The organism is Thermosporothrix hazakensis (assembly GCF_003253565.1).
Lineage (GTDB): Bacteria > Chloroflexota > Ktedonobacteria > Ktedonobacterales > Ktedonobacteraceae > Thermosporothrix > Thermosporothrix hazakensis.
Genome location: NZ_QKUF01000007.1, coordinates 163,211 through 179,692, shown reverse-complemented (window position 1 = coordinate 179,692; position 16,482 = coordinate 163,211). Strand labels below are relative to the sequence as shown.

Genomic DNA, 16,482 nt, shown 5'->3' with positions numbered 1-16,482 from the left:
CTCCTTGAGAAAATCTCTCTACCTTACTTTTCTTTCCTCATATTATAAGTTTTCGAGCTATCGTGCGTGCAACCATATAGATTTCTTCAAGGGGAACATCCCGCTCTCGGGCAAGTCGTGCACACTCCTCATATTCAGGGACAACACTGATGACGCGTGTACCAAGCCGCTTCACCTTGACCAGCATCGAGCCAAAAGGAGTATCAATTCGTTCCTGTGCGCGCCAGGCCTTCAAGCGCTGCATACGCTGCATCCGTACGCCTAGCGTGGCGGACTCGCTCAGTAACAGCAACGCCAGCTTCTCACTTTGTTCCGGCGCACAGAGCACTGTCAACAGCGTTGCCGGACGATTCTTCTTCATCTGTAAAGGGATATAGGCGACATCCAGCGCACCAGCCGCAAACAGGCGCTCCATCAGCCCGCCGAGCAACTCACCACTCATATTATCAATATTTGTCTCTATTACATCGACCTCATCACTATCAAGTACAGGGTTCGCCGTCTCTGGACTGCTTCCAAGACACAGACGCAGGCAATTCGGCCAGGGAAGCTGCTTCTGCCCAAAACCATACCCTATCCGCTCAAAAGAGAGGACAGGATGGTCAAACCGTGCCAATGTCGCCAGAAGAGCCGCACCAGTTGGTGTGACCAGCTCTTCATCAAGCGAACAGGAACGCCAGGGAGCAGATACACGGCGAAGTAATTCCATTGTCACAGGAGCTGGTATCGGCTGCATGCCATCACGTGTCTGATGCAGTCCGCTGGTCAGGGGTAATGGAGACGCGTAGAGCCGCATAATATCCAGTGTTACAACCCCGATCGCGGCCCCGATCACATCCACCATTATGTCAATGGCCCCTGTATCAGAAAAGCGAACCTGCTCAAGCGGAACGGCCTCTACCGAGGCCTCAGCCTCCGCAAAGGTACGGAAAAGAGCCAGCGCCATTGTCTTGATCCTCTCGGGCAACGCAGACGCCAGTAACAGCGCTTCTATATCGGAAAAAGAGCGCTCAGGAGGATCGGTATCTGTAATCTGAACATGCAACCGTGAACCATGAACACCACGATCGGAACAGGGCTCATGGCGCAATATATACCCCCCAAAAGGGACAGACGCCAGCCCGGCCTGAAGCGTCGCAAAAGGCAAGCCGACATCCAGTAAAGCGCCCAGAAACATATCTCCGCTGATCCCGGAATGGCAATCCAGATAGGCCACACGTTGTGTCATTGCTCAGCCCCCCTGTATCCCTTTTTCCAGATAGTATATCCCCTCTCAGGTATCTGACTCCACCTCTTCAAGTCGGGCCAGCCACCAGGCCTTCTGTGCTGAAGTCATCGTCTGACTGGCCTGGAGCAATGCCCGAAACGTTTTTTTGATGCCATATGACTCAGCCCGTTCAGCCACCTGCTGCCTTATAGACTGACGTTCTGGGGTAGTGAAGAAGGCCCGAATACGCTCTGGTGGCTGCTGTAAAGCCTGTGCAAGCCGCTGATAGAGTAGCGCAGGTAAATCCTCAACCTGACGCCGCTCAAGCCAGATAACGACGTCAACGCCCAGGTCCAGCCGCTTCGCAAGCTGCTCAACAGTGATGCCATCAATCAGCAACGAGGTCAGGGGCCCACTTACCCGTGACAGCGCCCGACGAAATGCCCGTTGTGAAAGGGAGGAAAGAGGTTCAGGAGCCGTTTCAGTTGGAAGCGACTGCTCAAAGGTCTGATAGTAGGCAATGGTATCCGCCAGCGACTCGCTATGTTCAGGATACCGTGCAAGAGAATCGGCCAGAGAAGGAGCCACCCCCTCACCGATCACGTGCGCGATGATGCGATGTTCCTCCTGTTTCATACGCTTTTCCCTTCTTCAATCAAGAATTGAACGCAATGAGAGAAACGCCTTCCGCAAACGATTCCGAATCGTTCGATCCGTCACACCAAGCACTCTGGCGGTATCCTTCTCCGTCCACCCATACCAGAAAACAAATAGCACAGCCGTCCTCAACTTCTCAGGCAAGAGCTGTACCAGAGAATAGAGTTCAGTTCGATCCAGGGTCTCAAAGGGGCTTATCACGCCCTCATGATATTCCAGCCGCGAAAAGAGGCTGCGCGGTATACGCTTTCCCTGCCTGTTCTGATCGAATCCTTCTCGAAGCAGAAAGCGTTTGTAGATCTTTCGGCGTTGAAAGAGCAAAGAATGCTGAAAGTTCTCTTCCCAAAAATGAGCATGTGGATCAAGCCAGAGTCGAATCAGGCTCTCATAGAGATCAGCACAAAGATCTTCCACCAGCGCTATATGTTCGCCAGAAGAGAGAGACCTGACCACACATCGCGCCCAGTACTCACAGGACCTTTGAATCCGCTGAATGAGGATCTCAAGAATCGTATTCCGTCCTGCCTCATCCAACCCCGCAGAACGAACAGCAAGCACAAGCACTTCAAGCGGCAACGAGGGCGAACGCAGCGCTCGCCAGTACGCGGCAGAACCAGAAGGCGGGAACGCTGTATACAGACGCACAAAGTGAGAACGACGCTTTCTACCTTCTTCCTCAAGCTCTTCATATTCTAGAAACACATCCAACAAAACCACCGTATCCTGTTTTCACACGGAAGCACTAACTTTTCTACTATGAGCTCATTGTATGCATTTCCGGTATCTCTGTCAATGCTCACAGGAAAGAGAAAAAGAGGCGAAAAAGCCTGTTCTCTTCTCCACCTCTTTTTTTACTGGAAAGCTCTTTACAGAGGGTTCATATCGCGCTGATGAAACTCAAGGGCCTTGCGATAGACCTCAACATAGCGAATAGCCGAGCGATGCCAGGAGTGATCAGCGTCCATTCCTCTAAGCTGCAACTTGCGCCATTCATCTTTCAAGCGATAGACCGTCGTTGCCCGAATGATCGAAGCGAAGAGCGCCCAGGGATCATAGTCATGGAAAACAAAACCTGTCCCCTCCTCGGTCTCCGGGTTGTATTCCGGCACTGTATCGGCAAGCCCACCCACATAGCGTACAATTGGCACACTTCCATAGCGCATTGCGATCATCTGACTCAGGCCACAGGGCTCAAAGCGCGAGGGCATCAAGAACATATCACTTCCGGCATAGATGCGCTGTGCCAGTTCTGAATTAAAGGTCAGGAAGATAGCAACCTGATCGGGATAGCGAGCAGCAAGATTCTGGAACAGCTCATGATACTTTTGGTCGCCGATGCCAAGCACCACAAACTGTACTCCTTGAGCCAGAAGCGGCTGCATAATTTGTGCGAGAATGTCAAAGCCCTTCTGATCGGCCAGGCGCGAAATCATCCCGAGCAAGGGAATATCAGGCCTGACAGGTAGATGGGCATGCTCCTGTAAATCGGCCTTATTCTCGACCCGCTTATCAAGTGAGTGTGCATCAAAATTAGTGTGAATATACCGGTCAATTGCCGGATCAAACTCCTGATAATCAATCCCGTTCAGGATGCCAAAGACGCGTTCTTTGCGCGAGCGCAACAGATGATCGAGCTTCTCCCCGAAAGCCGGGGTCAGTATCTCCTGTGCATAGCGTTCGCTCACGGTCGTAATAACATCGGCAAAGAGAATTCCGCGCCCCATTACATCCACCACATTGGCGAGTTCAGTAATATGCGGATAGAGGAAACCATTCTCAGCCACACCTGCTACTTCCAGCAGGCGATAGCCAAAGATCCCCTGATATGCGAGATTGTGAATAGTATAGACAGTCGCAGTATTTTGAAAGAAGGGATCATCTTGATAAACAGTTTGCATCCAATTTGGAATAATCCCGGTATGCCAATCATTACAGTGAATAATATCGGGCGGCCATGCGAGAGCGCGTACCACCTCTAATGCAGCCCGGCAGAAGAGGATAAAACGTTCTCCATCATCGGTGTAACCATAAATATTCTCGCGCTCAAAATAGCGCGGGGCATCGATCATATACACGGGAACATTTTCGCCTATCGTTCCCTGAAGAACGTCCACCTGTACCTGATAATCTCCCATGCTCACCGGGACAGCAGAGAGAACCTTTGTGAGATGGAAGCGCTCAGGGTCAACCTGACGATACCGGGGCATCACCAGCCGCACATCATGCCCCAGGGCCTTTAGCGCCTTTGGCAAGGCACCCACTACATCGGCAAGGCCACCAACTTTCACAAATGGTACAATCTCTGCTGCCACCATCAAAATATTGAGAGGCTGTGTATTCTGCTGCATCTATATCGTCTGGCGGGGAATCCTTGTTTTCATCAGGATAAAAGAGGAAGTGCCGCCTCTCCTTTCGCTATCTGTAGTCATCAGCAAATGCCACATACAGAGCTTTGCCTATTTCACCAAAACACTATGTTAACACTATTGAGTAGGATTTTACCACACAACGAGGCTGTTCCTACTGCGTATTTTAGACGTTTTTTTGGACAAAGCAAGGCCCCCCAAAGGAACGACCCACGCATCCCACAGGCATTTCTCTAGAGTTTGTGGACAAAAAAGAAGAGGCAGTAAAGCGCTTGCTTCACTGCCTCTTCAGAGTGACTACTTAGATCTTATAGCGATTGCGATTCAGGAAGTAGAACTGAATCAAGGCCAGAACACCCATCAGGATCAGCATAACCACCGCGTCCCCTTTTGCCAGCTCAGGGGTTGTCGCCCCGGCTGCCAGTGGGGCCTGAATGATTGCACCGGCTACAAATGGGATGTTCGGCGCGGTCTCTGGCTCCCAGCTATGAGGCGCGATCGAGAAGAACGCAAACGCGCCCAGATAGATAAACAGACAGGTGCCAAAGATCAACCACTGACCCAGACAGCCCAGATTCTTTTCGCCAACCACAGCGAACTCGCGGCGGCTCACAGCCGTCCAGATAGCGGCCAGGATCAGCATACCAGCGCAGAAGATCATACTGACCATAACTTTGTCAGGACCAGTGTGGACCATCAGCGTTGTAGCCGCGATAGCCGCAACCGCCACCACACTACCGATAAGCACCAGATAGCGATGCGACTTCCAGGCCCAGATAGCACCCATCAGCAGGAAGAAAAAGCCAGATGTGACAATGGCGTCAACAAGATAGCCTGCCTGCTGTGAGAAGGTGCAGCTCGACGGAACCTGCGCCTCGTTACCACAGAAGGTGAAGTACGGTCCCAGAATGGGGATATAGTGCAGCAGAGCCAGCAAAGGATAGAGCGCAATCGCCAGTACCAGGAAGATCAGGCCCAGATGAGCCAGACCAAACGCGCCCACCGCATACAGCGGAGCCATCGTCTTTTTACGAATCGGGCGCATGAGATAATGCAGGCGCAACAGGAAAGCGAACATACCAAGCAGAATCGCAATTCCCAGAGGGATCGCAGCACCCAGGTTAACAACCTTCAGGCCGAAATCCGGATCATCTGGGAAGAGCCTATGCGCAAGGCCAGCATCGCTGATCTCCATATACGCCACCATGAACAGCACAACCAGCAGCGAAGCAATGATAATCATCCAGCGAACTGCCGGGGTTGTGCCCGGATCGCTCCGATCTGGATTCACCCGTTCACGGGCCGCCAGGCGGCTATAGAAAACCATCGCCAGGCCAACCGTCATAGCAACCAGACCAACCATCACAAAGTCAATGGAGTTGGCCTGGAACCAGAGGAACTTTCCGCCCAGAATCGGCGCGATAGACATATCAGCCGTCGGGAAGAACTGCAGGTTTAAATCGGCCCAGATGGCAAACGCAAAACCACCTACCGTCAGCAGTGACCCGAGCGCTGTGAAAAAGGCAGGTGGGATAATCGGTTTCGGGTCAAAAAGCGAAACGTTGGTCTGAATGATAGCAAAGATCCCCAGACAGGTCAGCGCCAGAGCAAAACAGCCCTGAGAGAACCCTTCCAGCGTCGATGCTGTCATTTTCAGATACACGTATCCAGGAAGCTGACCGATCAGGATAGCCGCGACAAAGAAAAACCCGGCGGCGAAAATCACAGCTCGCGCCCAGGACATCCTTTCCGGCAGCTCCCGCCGTTGTACATCTTGCATAGATCGCAAACCCTTTCAACATGCCGTCGTTATAATGCTATAGAAACGACATGACCAGCGATCAGAACTTTCTCGTAGCTTGAGCCACGGTCCGACTTACTTCACAATAACCAGCTGAGCCTGCATATCCGGGTGGACCGAGCAGTAATAGACCACTCGATGGTTTTCCTTATCCAGATTATAGGCTTCCTCGGTTACTGTCCAGCTAAATGATTGGCCTGTCGTAAGATTTCCAGAATCGAACCCGTTCGCCAACTTGGTTGGCTGAGCCAGGTTGCTCGGGTCAATCGCGGTCGCGGTGTGGATAACCTTGTCTTCGTTCACCCAGGTAATCTTGGTACCAACTTTGACCTTGACATTGGCATACTCAAAGCAGCCAGAGGCGCTGGTACACACCTGAACCGAGCCAGGACCCTTAATATGGATCGTCAGTTCTTTTTCATTGGTCTTGTCAACGGCCTCACCGAACTGGCCATTCTTACCAAGCGTGACCGCCTGATTATAAAGGCTCGGCGAGTTTGCTTGCAGGTAGTCCACAAGCTGGTCAAAACCGCTATGAGCGGCCTCACCGGTCCAGCCCTCTTTCTTGACATAGGCTGGATCATCAGAGCGAATCAGCGCAAAGAGATAGTCAACATCGATCGCCCGAAGCTGGCCACCGAAAGTATCACGGCGAGGCACGGCGTTAAAGTTTGCAGGCTGATGCGGAGCCTTCGGGTTATACGAACCAGCGGAAATAATGCTTTTCAGCTTATCGTCAGCCATCTGATTCAGTTCTTTAATGTCATACCCCAGGTACCGCGTAAAGATCAGCTTGTTATCCTTATCAATGGCATAACACTGATCGGTGCAGACCTTCACATAGGTATTCAGTCCCTGCTCAATCGCATAAGCCTGTAATTTGTGCTGAGCCTCGGCTTGCTTCTGGTTCTGCATAATCCAGAAGACCGGAATCATCATCGAGACGATCGCCAGCATAATCAGCGATCCATAGCCGGTTTTCTGAACCGCATTCGTTCGGGAATATAATATGTACAGCAAGCCACCCGTGACGACCAGTAAGACAATAAAGCCAACAGCAGCTTGTCCTAAAATTGCCATATACACAACCCTTATGATTGATAACCGTCTTGCCTCCTGCGCAGAGAAGGCAGCGGACAAATCAACCTGATAAAACGTATTGAGTTCTACAGCAGGAACGTGCTGTCTCCCTCGCTGCTAGATACAGAGTGCAGAGACAGCACATCGAGCGCTGTAGAGCGCTCATGCTCCAAGCAAACACCCGACTTATGCGCTACAATCCTTGTTTGGCTTGGCAATGATACGCGTTCCCTCATCTGGATGCTGTACATTCGCATTAATGACCCCGGTATTTACCACGATCTCTTCACCCTTTAACGAGAGCGCGAAGCGGTCCAGACTACGAGGAGCCGGGCCATCAAGAAACTCGCCATCCACGTTATAGTGAGAGCCGTGACAGGGACACTTAAAGCTCACACAGTCATTACGGAACGGTACGGTACAGCCCAGATGGACACAACGCTGATACAGAGCAATCCAGTGAGAGCCATCAGAAGCAGGTACAATATTCTGCAAATTGAACAGATTCTTGAGCTTCTCACCTTTCTGCAGGTACTCGGTATCCTTATCGAGATGTACCAGATAGGTTCGTGCAGCAGGAATATAGAAAATGCCTTTAACGTTTAGTTCCATCTGCTCCGGCTTCGCCGCAGGGAAGTCGGCCAGTTTTCCAACAGTCTGCTCTGATCCAAACTGCCCGCCAAGCGTTGGATACAACATATAGAGCGCACCAGCTACAGCCGATGCAGCAGAAATGCCCCAGACAGCCAGCATAGACCTGCGCAGGAAACGGCGGCGTGATAGACGTTGTCTGGCTATTTCCGCCGCCTCAGCGCCACCTCCATGCAGAATTTCATACTGCTGCGGCGTTATAGGTGGTCTATCAATATCACTACTCATGCTCGTCCTCTTGGTTCGTTCTTCTCTGTTACTGTATTTCCCCGACCACTACAGGTCAAAGTACACGCCTTCAACCCAGGGCCAGGTCCAGACCCAACCGGGACCGCGGAAGAAGCTACCGGCCAGAGTAATCACAGCCCAGAAGACCAGGAACATCGTAAAGGTTACAAGCGCCACCTTACGATCTGCGTATGCACGGCTCGGATTGCGGTCAACATACGGCAAGACAGCCAGGGCTGTCAGGGTCAAACCCGGGATCAACACACCCGCAGTCGTTGGCGGGAAGTAGTGCAGCAGTTCCTGCAACCCCAGGAAGTACCAGGGGGCCTTTGCCGGGTTCGGCGTTGTATTCGGATCGGCAGGCTCCAGAAGCGGCGCATCAATCACCAGGGCCAACATCGTAATCATCACTGTCAGCATGGTCGCGGCGAAGAACTCGCGTACCAGGAGGTGAGGCCAGACAAAGACCGAGTCTTCGAGTGGCTTCTCCACACGCGTGATTGCTTCTTGCTTCACCACTGCGAGAGTACGATACCGCCGCTGCGTTGCTGCCGCCTGAGTCTGTACTTTATCTTGTGGTTCAATAGCCATAGAGATAACCCCTCATCAGTACCGTTAAGATACGGATCGGCATGCAATGCCGCTAGCGCACACCAGTCGGTATACGCTCTTTCTCTGCTCCTGCCTTGATCGAGCGGCTTGGAGCTGGCGGAGGACCGGCTGCGCCACCATCTTTACGGATACGCCAGAAGTGAACAGCCATCAGCAGGGCACCTGCCAACGGGAGCAAGATCACGTGACCGACATAGAAGCGAATCAGCGTCTCCTGACCAACGGCACTACCACCCAGCAGCACCTTGTAAACCGTGTCACCCAGCAACGGGGTGTAGGGTGCCAGCGTTGTACCCACGGTAATAGCCCAGATCGCGATCTGGTCCCACGGGAGCAAGTAGCCAGTAAAGCTCAGGAAGAGCGTGACAAAGAACAGCAGGACTCCAACCACCCAGTTGAACTCTCGGGGTGGCTTGTAGGCACCATGATAGAAGACGCGAATCATATGCAGCGTCACCGAGACCACCATCAAGTGGGCAGACCAGCGGTGCATGTTACGCACGAGATTACCGAACGCAACAACGCTATTCAATTGATTGATATTCTGATACGCAACATCAGGGTGAGGAACATAATAGAACATCAAAAAGACGCCGGTAATTGTCAGCAGCAGGAAGAGGAAGAAAGAAATACCTCCCATGCACCAGGTATACGTGATTTTCATTGCCTGGCGGCTGACCTTTACGGGATGGAGATGCAGAAATACGTTACCCATCATCACCAATGACTGGTTCAGCGGGGTGTCGGGATAGCCATGACGGAAAATAGAACGCCATAGCTGGCTCTCGACGATTTTCTGCGTCGCCATATCGAGCAAGCTTTGTTTCTTAGGAGTAGAGCTCACTGTGCCTCCTCAAAAAGATCAAATCTCAGTACTTTAGTGGTAAGATCGCTTCACAAAAGTTCTGAAAGGCTGTGTCGCTGATTATACCATAACCTTTGCTTTTGCGGGTACCCCTTGAGACGAATCGCTAAGCCAACCCCCTTCTATTGAAAAGGGTTCCTCATATTTCTTTCCTTAAAAATTATAATGAAATATTTTCACTCAAGGCAAAGAGGGCCCAGGAAAAGTGTGTAACCCCTTTAAAATTCACTCTTCATCCTGTATGAAATTAAGCTTACTCCCCATAAATTCAGACAAACATCAGGTGCTTACCTGATTTTTCCCGGCCAAACACCTGATTCTCCCTTAGGACAAAATAGCTCACCGAGTTGTTTGACAGTGAATGAGCGAAACCGATACAATTACAGCAGAAAATAAATGAAAATTTCACCACTTACGAGAGTTTCATGATGTCAGAAGTCAGTACAAAAGCCAGAAATATGGCACCCATTCAGACATTACTCAAGCGGCTCCTTCGAGTCCCTGTTCTATACAAGGTACTTATCGCGAATAGCCTGATTATCTTCGTCGGAGCAACCGTGGGCACATGGCTCGCCACACAGCTTCACACCAGCTATGGCCCGACAATCCTGGTGATCTTTGTGGCCGCTGGCTGGTCCGTCAGCGTGTTGCTGAACTTTGTGCTCCTGCAAATCGCGTTCCGTCCCTTGATCCATCTCAATCGAGTCATGGGACGCGTTCAGAGCGGTGAACGAACCCTGCGAGCGCCAATTACCGGCTCCGATCCACTTGCCGATCAGCTTGCTTCAACCTTCAATACTATGCTGAAAGCAATCGACGATGCGGATCGTCAGCGTGCTACTCAGATCATCAATGCAATGGAGGAGGAACGCAAGCGCATCGCACGTGAGCTCCATGACGAGACCTCTCAGGTGCTTACCTCGCTTCTTATCAGTCTCGCTGTGCTGGAAGAATCCATCACCACTGATGAGGCACGCGAGCGCATCGCTGAAACGCGCATGCTGGCCCATCGCACGCTGCGCGCTATTCGGAACCTCAGCATCGACCTGCGACCAAGCGCACTGGATGATCTGGGACTCCTGCCCGCTTTACGCTGGTATATCAAAGAGTATCAGAAGAAATTTCCAATCACGGTCGACTTTCAGGCTGTCGGTTTTAAACAACGCCTGACAGCCAATATGGAAACGGTGCTCTATCGCATTGTGCAGGAATCGCTGACTAACGTTGCCCGACATGCGAACGCAAAACATGTCTCTATTGAGCTGAAAGAAGAGGAGAACACGATCTACGCATGTATCAGCGACGATGGGCGTGGCTTTTCTCCCGAACAGTTACAAAAAGTACCGGGCCCCGGACAGGAAAGAGGATGGGGGCTGGTCGGTATGCATGAACGCGCCAATCTACTGGGTGGCACGCTCACGATCGACTCAAAGCCCGGAGCCGGGACCACAATTCATGTGCGCATTCCACTGGAAACGGAAGGAACACAGGACGCAGTCTTGACCTCCAGGTAAGCCTGAGATAGGCTAATATCTCACCGATAATTTTGATGCAGCAGGAAGGGCTGACGGGGAACTATGAAAATTCGTATCTTACTGGCAGACGACCATACAATCCTACGAGCGGGACTGAAAATGATGCTGAATGCCCAACCCAATATGGAGGTTGTGGGAGAGGCTCAGGACGGGCGGCAGGCACTCAAAGAGGCACAACGCCTCAAACCCGATATTATACTGATGGATATTACCATGCCCGATATGAATGGCATTGAGGCCACCAAGCAGATCAAAAAGCTGCTACCCGACGTCAAAGTGTTGATCCTGACGATGCATGAACACGATGAATATGTGTTTCAGGCGCTCCGGGCAGGTGCTTCAGGCTATATTCTCAAGGAAGCTGCCGATACGGAGCTGATTACCGCGCTCCATGTGATCCAGAGCGGACAGTTTTACCTCTCACCAGCGGCTCAATCGGTCATGGTTGGAGACTATTTACAGCGTGTACGAGCAGGCGAAGAGAAAGACAGTTATAGCTCTCTGACAGAGCGTGAACGCGAGATCTTGAAGTTGGTCGCCGAGGGCTACACCAATAATCAGATTGCAGAACGGCTGGTTATCAGCCCGAAAACGGTCGATACTCACCGCACCCATATTATGGATAAATTGAACTTGCATAGCCGCGCCGAGCTGGTAAAATACGCGATGCGACGCGGCCTGCTGGAAGACTAACAGCCAGGAAGGAACACGGAAGCGCTATTCCGTGTATCCTTCCCCCTCGTTATTCTCATCAGCGAAATACTCATCGCTATAAAAGCCAATATCTTTCCCGACATAGACGCTTACCAGAAAATCATCTCGGGGCATATCTGCCGATAGAACAATATCCTCATCTATTTGTTCTATCAATTTGGTCAGCTCAGCCTCCTCCAATTCTCTTTCAAGAATCAGCGTTCCGTGAACAACGGTTGTAGTAAAGTGAATATCGATGGTGCCCAACCGCCCATTGTTTTGCAGACCACCATCCTCCATGATGTAATATCCCTCAGAATATGGTGTGCGAAAGTGGCGCTCAAAACGAATATCCTCTAGCATGCTTGTTGATACAGCCGTTCTACGCTGCGGCTTCTCCTTTCCCCGGAACTTGCGCTTCCCTTCCACCACAGACAGTAGAAGGGAGACCGCCTGCGTCATACACCTCGCTGGAATGTATCAACCGCTTTTCCTGGCCTCCCGGCACGTGATACATCCCTTTGCCACAATTGTAATGCACATTATATCATACGGTCCAGGCTGGAAAAGCCGCACTTCACTGGCTACAGCCACATAGCTGACAAGCCACCCTGAATATTATGAGAAGAACATACGAGAGGCTTCATCTCCTTTCACGGACTATCATTCATGGAACGAGATGAAGCCTCTCAGCGTTCGTTTATTTACTGCTACTGAAACTTCAGTGACTCACGTATATGAGAGAATTGCAACTTTTCCAGCTCGTCAAAGGTTTTGTCAGGGCCATAAAAGACCAGCGTGTAGACACGCCCATTATGTGCCGTGACATAAATGGAAGCCGTGAAAGCAGCTCCTTCCAGGGTAACAGCCCCTTTCATCTGCTTCCAGGCAGCGCCACCAAAGGTAACCGGAGCCCCAATCTTTCCAGCGGACATCCCTATTTTCGTCGAATAAACCTTCATATACTGTTCCAGGTCATCAGGGGCCTTCTCCTCATAGAGAATATCAACCTGGCCAGTTTTACTGCCGTCCAAAAGCTGTAACGTCTTCCCATCAAGCTTCTTCTCCCATCCCGCTGGATACTCAAGGGTCAGGCCGAATGATTGATCTTGCAATGCCTGCCACGGCTGCGCCTCAGGAGAGCTGTCAAAGGGCTTCATTGAGAAAAACCAGACGATACAGCCAATGGCGAGAAGAGCAAGCAGAAAGATAGCAATCCAGGCAATCTTCTTTCCGCGATCTGATGTGGGTTGTGGCCGCTGCGGACGTGGAGTCTCGGGAATCGGCTCACTGCGCTGAGGCTTCGGTGTCTCCGGGATCTGCGGTTTGGGGCCCAACGACGCGTTCTCCGAGTTTCCCGTCAAAGCGGGGCCCATTCCCGGATTTGAGACAAAGCGTGGCTCACGCTCAGGATACGAATTGGCGGTCTGTTCTCGCTCGGCAGCCGGTTGCGATCCAGGATTCGGCCAGGAAGGGCCTGAGATCTTCATTGGAGTCGTTTCAAGTAACTCAACCTGTCTTCGCTGTTCGGATTCCGGGGAGGATTCCTGCTCCTGGTGGGACTGTACGACTGCTTCTGAGCGCTGCATAATCTCTTCGCGGCTCATTGGTCTGGTCGGGAAATACTCAATATCATCCTTCTCAGGAGCCTTTGTTTCTTTTGGAGTCTCTTCAGGTGTGGGCTCCCATACTTTCACCCGGAAATCGACGCCGGAGGAAGGGCGCGACTCTTTTTTCTCAGATGCAGCTGGCTTCCTGGTATTCTCTCCAGTAGAAACATGGGTTATCGGCGAAGGCCAGGCAATATCCTGTTTCTGCACTTTTTCGCGGCTCGGCCTCTGGCGCTTCAGTTCAGCGGGCCTCCGTTCACCTGGACGGCTCGTTTTCTCCAGCGAGCCAACAACAGGCGTTTCCTTTTGCTGCGGTCGAATCGTCTTTTCTACTGGCCCATTGCCTTCGCTCTGCTCATCACGCGAGCGGGGCGACTGTGTACCCTGAGATTGAACCGGGCGTATGGTGCGCTGAGGGGACTGTTGCTCCGCAGGAGACCGTTTCTCAGGCATAACCTCTTTTTTGCCTACCGGGGAAAGTGACACAGTGTTACCACATTTGCTGCAAAAGCGGGCATCGTCTCTCGGTAGCTCATGCCCGCAATGGTTACATTTTATAGCCACGGATAGTCTCCTACATCCGGCCCATCAGGAGCCTGTGTTTGTTTTGATACTGCTTTTGTAGTATACATCATTTGCAAGAACGCCGTTCAAGTATACACTAATTTTCATAGATACACTTTATTATATGGATAGAAACGGAGAAAGTGTTACCGGCATCGCAACGGATGTCCGGTAACAACCCATGAGATAGAGACACGAACTGATCTATTCTTTATTTTAGCGTAAGCACAGCCTCGCGTTCAGCAGAAGTAGCCAGTAATTGCTGATTCTTGATAAGGTCGACGAGCTTCTTTCGTCCCTTCGGACTACCGATCATTAACGCACCGACCAGGCGATTATCACGAAGATAGAGGCGGCGATAGTTATCGTTCCCCTTCTCACCCGGCTCGCGACGAGCGACCATTTCAAGCTCAGGGTTATTGGCCTCAGCAGTACCAATGACCGCGATGTTCACATCAAATAAGGGGCTGGTATACGTCGGCACATCGATATAGGGTTTACGATCTCCGGCCATATTCGCGCCAGCAATACGCCCATGAGCCATAGCGTTATCCCAGGTGCCCATTGTGTGGTGATGCCCGATGGTTGGATCATAGAACTCTGCAACGTCCCCGGCGGCAAAGACACCCGGAATATTGGTCTCAAGATACTCGTTGACCACAATTCCCTGGCGAATTTCAACGGACGTATCCTTGAGGAACTGTGTATTCAGCGTGATACCCAGACCAACACCGATCATATCAGCCTGAATCTCACGACCCTTCTTGGTCTTGACGTAGTGGGGGACACCATCTTTCGGTAGAACACTCTCGATCTCATCATTGTGGATCACTTCCACGCCAAACTTCTTGGCAATATTGTCGACAACCTCTCCCCCCTCCTCATCAAGCGCGTTGCGCAGCCAGTACGGACCACGCATCAGCCAGGTCGTATGTAGCTTACGCACCGCAAAGCCATCGCACAACTCGTACGCGATAAAGCTACCACCATAGGCAAGAGCTGTTCGGGATTCCAGCATTCGCTCAATAATCGTTTTGGTGTCATCCAGCGTCACAAAGTTGTAGATATGCTTGGTTCCTTCAGCCCCCGGGACCCGGAGCGGGTTCGCCCATCCACCGCTTGCGATCAACAGAGCATCATAGGGCAGGTGCTCACCGGTATCGGTGATGACCACTCGCTCTTCTGTATTCACACCGGTCACCAGAGTCTCGGTCACCAGTTTGATATTACGCTGCTCATGCCAGGCAAAATCACGAATCATCACCTTTTGCTCGGTGATAACCCCTTGCAAGAAACGAGGGAGCGAAACGCGGTTATACAGGGGGTATGGTTCATTCGTTAACAGATGAATAGAGCAATTCGGATCATTCTTGCGCAAGGTATCCGCAGCGGTTGTTCCCGCGATACCGTTCCCGATGATGACATAACGCTTCTCTCTGGTAGCCAAGCTTGCGCTCTCCTTTTCTTAGCAAGTGTAGGCACAAAACATTCGACAAGTTGAGAGCATATTAGCATAGATTCTATGATAACGCTACTTCCCTTACACCATCACCATGCGAGGATTTCCGAGGGAGAAGAGAGCCAGGATCGAAAGAGAAGAGGCTTCCTCTTCTGCCTTTTCATGGGAAGAAGGGACACCGGAGCATTATCGGTGAGCGCTATTTCTGCTCGCCTTTATCTTCTGCTTGTGCTGCCACTTTCTTTTCATCATGAACCGGGGCAGTGACCAATATATGGTCTGCCAGTTCTACGCCTAACATATGCTCAGCTTGCTGCTGGCCCGTTCCTACTCGAATATGCAGAGGCCCGCCAAAGGGAGCGCGGCTTAACACCTCTACACGCGCATCTGGATAGAGCCCGAGCGAGCCAAGATAACACAACTTCTCAGAATTCTGATCGCTTACACGCAGCACCTGTGCAGCCTGTCCCTCCTTCAACTGGGAGAGCTTTTGCCCTTGACGTAGAGCTATTACCCCATCCTTACTCGGAATGGGATCACCATGCGGGTCCACCGTTGGGTATCCAAGCAACTCATCAAGTTTATCCTCAAACTCTTCTGAGATCACGTGCTCCAGACGGTCAGCTTCTTCGTGAACCTTATCCCATGTATATCCCAACTGGCGTGCAAGATATAATTCCAGCAGGCGATGATGACGGATTACCTCCATCGCCTTACGCTCACCGACCGGAGTCAGGCGCACACCATGATAGGGGACATGTTCAACCCATCCGGCTGCCGCGAAGTCTTTGAACATCATCGTCACTGTCGCGTCGCTAACACCCAGTCTCTCGCTAATAGCCGATGTAGAAACTTTTTGCCCATGCTCCTGCATTGAGTAGATAAGCTTCAGGCAATCGCTAATACGCGGTGCCAATTCCTGGATGGGTTTATGCACCATATTCCTCCGGTCAGTTTCAAAAAATTTTATCTTCCTAAAAAATAGGATAGCAAAAAGACGATTTAATTACAAGAAGAGATCTTGAGCGAGTTTATCTCCCTGACAGGAAAATGTCTCACGCTCTCCCCCTTCAGCATAGCTCTCTGTTGTGTTCGTTCTTGCCAGAGAAAGAAACGTTCTTTTCTTCCCTTTTAGCACTTTTCTGCGGAAAGCG

At 51.4% G+C, this 16,482-nt stretch carries 15 protein-coding genes; 2 read left to right on the top strand and 13 right to left on the bottom strand.

Features of this window, described 5'->3' with window-relative positions:
- Window positions 1–37: 37 nt before the first annotated feature.
- The 9 genes from larC to extP all read right to left on the bottom strand — a co-directional run bounded on the left by larC (window position 38) and on the right by extP (window position 9,410).
- Window positions 38–1,228, bottom strand: coding sequence for a nickel pincer cofactor biosynthesis protein LarC (gene larC / locus EI42_RS12710; protein ID WP_111322446.1), 1,191 nt, complete (start codon window positions 1,226–1,228; stop codon window positions 38–40).
- Window positions 1,229–1,273: 45 nt separating this feature from the next.
- Complete coding sequence (locus EI42_RS12705) at window positions 1,274–1,843, bottom strand: hypothetical protein (RefSeq protein WP_111322444.1); 570 nt, start codon at window positions 1,841–1,843, stop codon at window positions 1,274–1,276.
- A gap of 15 nt (window positions 1,844–1,858) precedes the next feature.
- Complete coding sequence (locus EI42_RS12700; RefSeq protein ID WP_211326147.1) at window positions 1,859–2,509, bottom strand: sigma-70 family RNA polymerase sigma factor; 651 nt, start codon at window positions 2,507–2,509, stop codon at window positions 1,859–1,861.
- Between the two features lie 221 nt (window positions 2,510–2,730).
- Window positions 2,731–4,212, bottom strand: a complete 1,482-nt coding sequence (gene glgA, locus EI42_RS12695) for a glycogen synthase GlgA (RefSeq protein ID WP_111322440.1) — start codon at window positions 4,210–4,212, stop codon at window positions 2,731–2,733.
- Window positions 4,213–4,531: 319 nt separating this feature from the next.
- Window positions 4,532–6,010 (bottom strand): hypothetical protein, encoded by a 1,479-nt coding sequence (locus EI42_RS12690; protein WP_111322438.1) that lies wholly within the window; start codon window positions 6,008–6,010, stop codon window positions 4,532–4,534.
- Window positions 6,011–6,106: 96 nt separating this feature from the next.
- Window positions 6,107–7,111 (bottom strand): hypothetical protein, encoded by a 1,005-nt coding sequence (locus EI42_RS12685; protein WP_111322436.1) that lies wholly within the window; start codon window positions 7,109–7,111, stop codon window positions 6,107–6,109.
- A gap of 186 nt (window positions 7,112–7,297) precedes the next feature.
- Complete coding sequence (locus tag EI42_RS12680) at window positions 7,298–7,990, bottom strand: QcrA and Rieske domain-containing protein (protein ID WP_111322434.1); 693 nt, start codon at window positions 7,988–7,990, stop codon at window positions 7,298–7,300.
- A 48-nt stretch (window positions 7,991–8,038) separates the two neighbouring features.
- On the bottom strand, window positions 8,039–8,581 hold the full coding sequence (locus tag EI42_RS12675; RefSeq protein ID WP_111322433.1) for a cytochrome b family protein: 543 nt from the start codon (window positions 8,579–8,581) through the stop codon (window positions 8,039–8,041).
- A gap of 52 nt (window positions 8,582–8,633) precedes the next feature.
- Complete coding sequence (gene extP / locus EI42_RS12670; protein ID WP_249033459.1) at window positions 8,634–9,410, bottom strand: selenite/tellurite reduction operon b-type cytochrome ExtP; 777 nt, start codon at window positions 9,408–9,410, stop codon at window positions 8,634–8,636.
- Window positions 9,411–9,925: 515 nt separating this feature from the next.
- On the opposite strand from extP, the gene EI42_RS12665 reads away from it, so the two are divergent.
- Together EI42_RS12665 and EI42_RS12660 are read left to right on the top strand one after the other, a co-directional pair.
- Window positions 9,926–10,981: a sensor histidine kinase gene (locus EI42_RS12665; RefSeq protein WP_170142579.1), complete on the top strand. Its 1,056-nt coding sequence runs from the start codon at window positions 9,926–9,928 to the stop codon at window positions 10,979–10,981.
- A 63-nt stretch (window positions 10,982–11,044) separates the two neighbouring features.
- Complete coding sequence (locus tag EI42_RS12660) at window positions 11,045–11,695, top strand: response regulator (RefSeq protein WP_111322429.1); 651 nt, start codon at window positions 11,045–11,047, stop codon at window positions 11,693–11,695.
- 24 nt (window positions 11,696–11,719) lie between these two features.
- On the opposite strand, the gene EI42_RS12655 is transcribed toward EI42_RS12660, so the two are convergent.
- The 4 genes from EI42_RS12655 to EI42_RS12640 form a co-directional block, all read right to left on the bottom strand.
- The gene (locus EI42_RS12655) at window positions 11,720–12,157 is read right to left on the bottom strand and encodes a hypothetical protein (RefSeq protein WP_111322427.1); all 438 of its coding nucleotides are present in this window, start codon (window positions 12,155–12,157) and stop codon (window positions 11,720–11,722) included.
- A 248-nt stretch (window positions 12,158–12,405) separates the two neighbouring features.
- Window positions 12,406–13,758, bottom strand: coding sequence for a hypothetical protein (locus EI42_RS12650; protein ID WP_246046370.1), 1,353 nt, complete (start codon window positions 13,756–13,758; stop codon window positions 12,406–12,408).
- 322 nt (window positions 13,759–14,080) lie between these two features.
- Window positions 14,081–15,316 (bottom strand): NAD(P)/FAD-dependent oxidoreductase, encoded by a 1,236-nt coding sequence (locus tag EI42_RS12645; protein ID WP_111322423.1) that lies wholly within the window; start codon window positions 15,314–15,316, stop codon window positions 14,081–14,083.
- A gap of 211 nt (window positions 15,317–15,527) precedes the next feature.
- Window positions 15,528–16,268: a metal-dependent transcriptional regulator gene (locus EI42_RS12640; RefSeq protein ID WP_246046369.1), complete on the bottom strand. Its 741-nt coding sequence runs from the start codon at window positions 16,266–16,268 to the stop codon at window positions 15,528–15,530.
- Window positions 16,269–16,482 lie beyond the last annotated feature (214 nt).

Excerpts from the sequence above, each read along its gene's own strand:
- larC (WP_111322446.1), bottom strand. The coding sequence starts at position 1,228 with ATGACACAACGTGTGGCCTATCTGGATTGCCATTCCGGGATCAGCGGA.
- EI42_RS12705 (WP_111322444.1), bottom strand. The coding sequence starts at position 1,843 with ATGAAACAGGAGGAACATCGCATCATCGCGCACGTGATCGGTGAGGGG.
- glgA (WP_111322440.1), bottom strand. The coding sequence starts at position 4,212 with ATGCAGCAGAATACACAGCCTCTCAATATTTTGATGGTGGCAGCAGAG.
- EI42_RS12690 (WP_111322438.1), bottom strand. The coding sequence starts at position 6,010 with ATGCAAGATGTACAACGGCGGGAGCTGCCGGAAAGGATGTCCTGGGCG.
- EI42_RS12685 (WP_111322436.1), bottom strand. The coding sequence starts at position 7,111 with ATGGCAATTTTAGGACAAGCTGCTGTTGGCTTTATTGTCTTACTGGTC.
- EI42_RS12680 (WP_111322434.1), bottom strand. The coding sequence starts at position 7,990 with ATGAGTAGTGATATTGATAGACCACCTATAACGCCGCAGCAGTATGAA.
- EI42_RS12675 (WP_111322433.1), bottom strand. The coding sequence starts at position 8,581 with ATGGCTATTGAACCACAAGATAAAGTACAGACTCAGGCGGCAGCAACG.
- extP (WP_249033459.1), bottom strand. The coding sequence starts at position 9,410 with ATGGCGACGCAGAAAATCGTCGAGAGCCAGCTATGGCGTTCTATTTTC.
- EI42_RS12665 (WP_170142579.1), top strand. The coding sequence starts at position 9,926 with ATGGCACCCATTCAGACATTACTCAAGCGGCTCCTTCGAGTCCCTGTT.
- EI42_RS12660 (WP_111322429.1), top strand. The coding sequence starts at position 11,045 with ATGAAAATTCGTATCTTACTGGCAGACGACCATACAATCCTACGAGCG.
- EI42_RS12655 (WP_111322427.1), bottom strand. The coding sequence starts at position 12,157 with ATGACGCAGGCGGTCTCCCTTCTACTGTCTGTGGTGGAAGGGAAGCGC.
- EI42_RS12650 (WP_246046370.1), bottom strand. The coding sequence starts at position 13,758 with ATGCCTGAGAAACGGTCTCCTGCGGAGCAACAGTCCCCTCAGCGCACC.
- EI42_RS12640 (WP_246046369.1), bottom strand. The coding sequence starts at position 16,268 with ATGGTGCATAAACCCATCCAGGAATTGGCACCGCGTATTAGCGATTGC.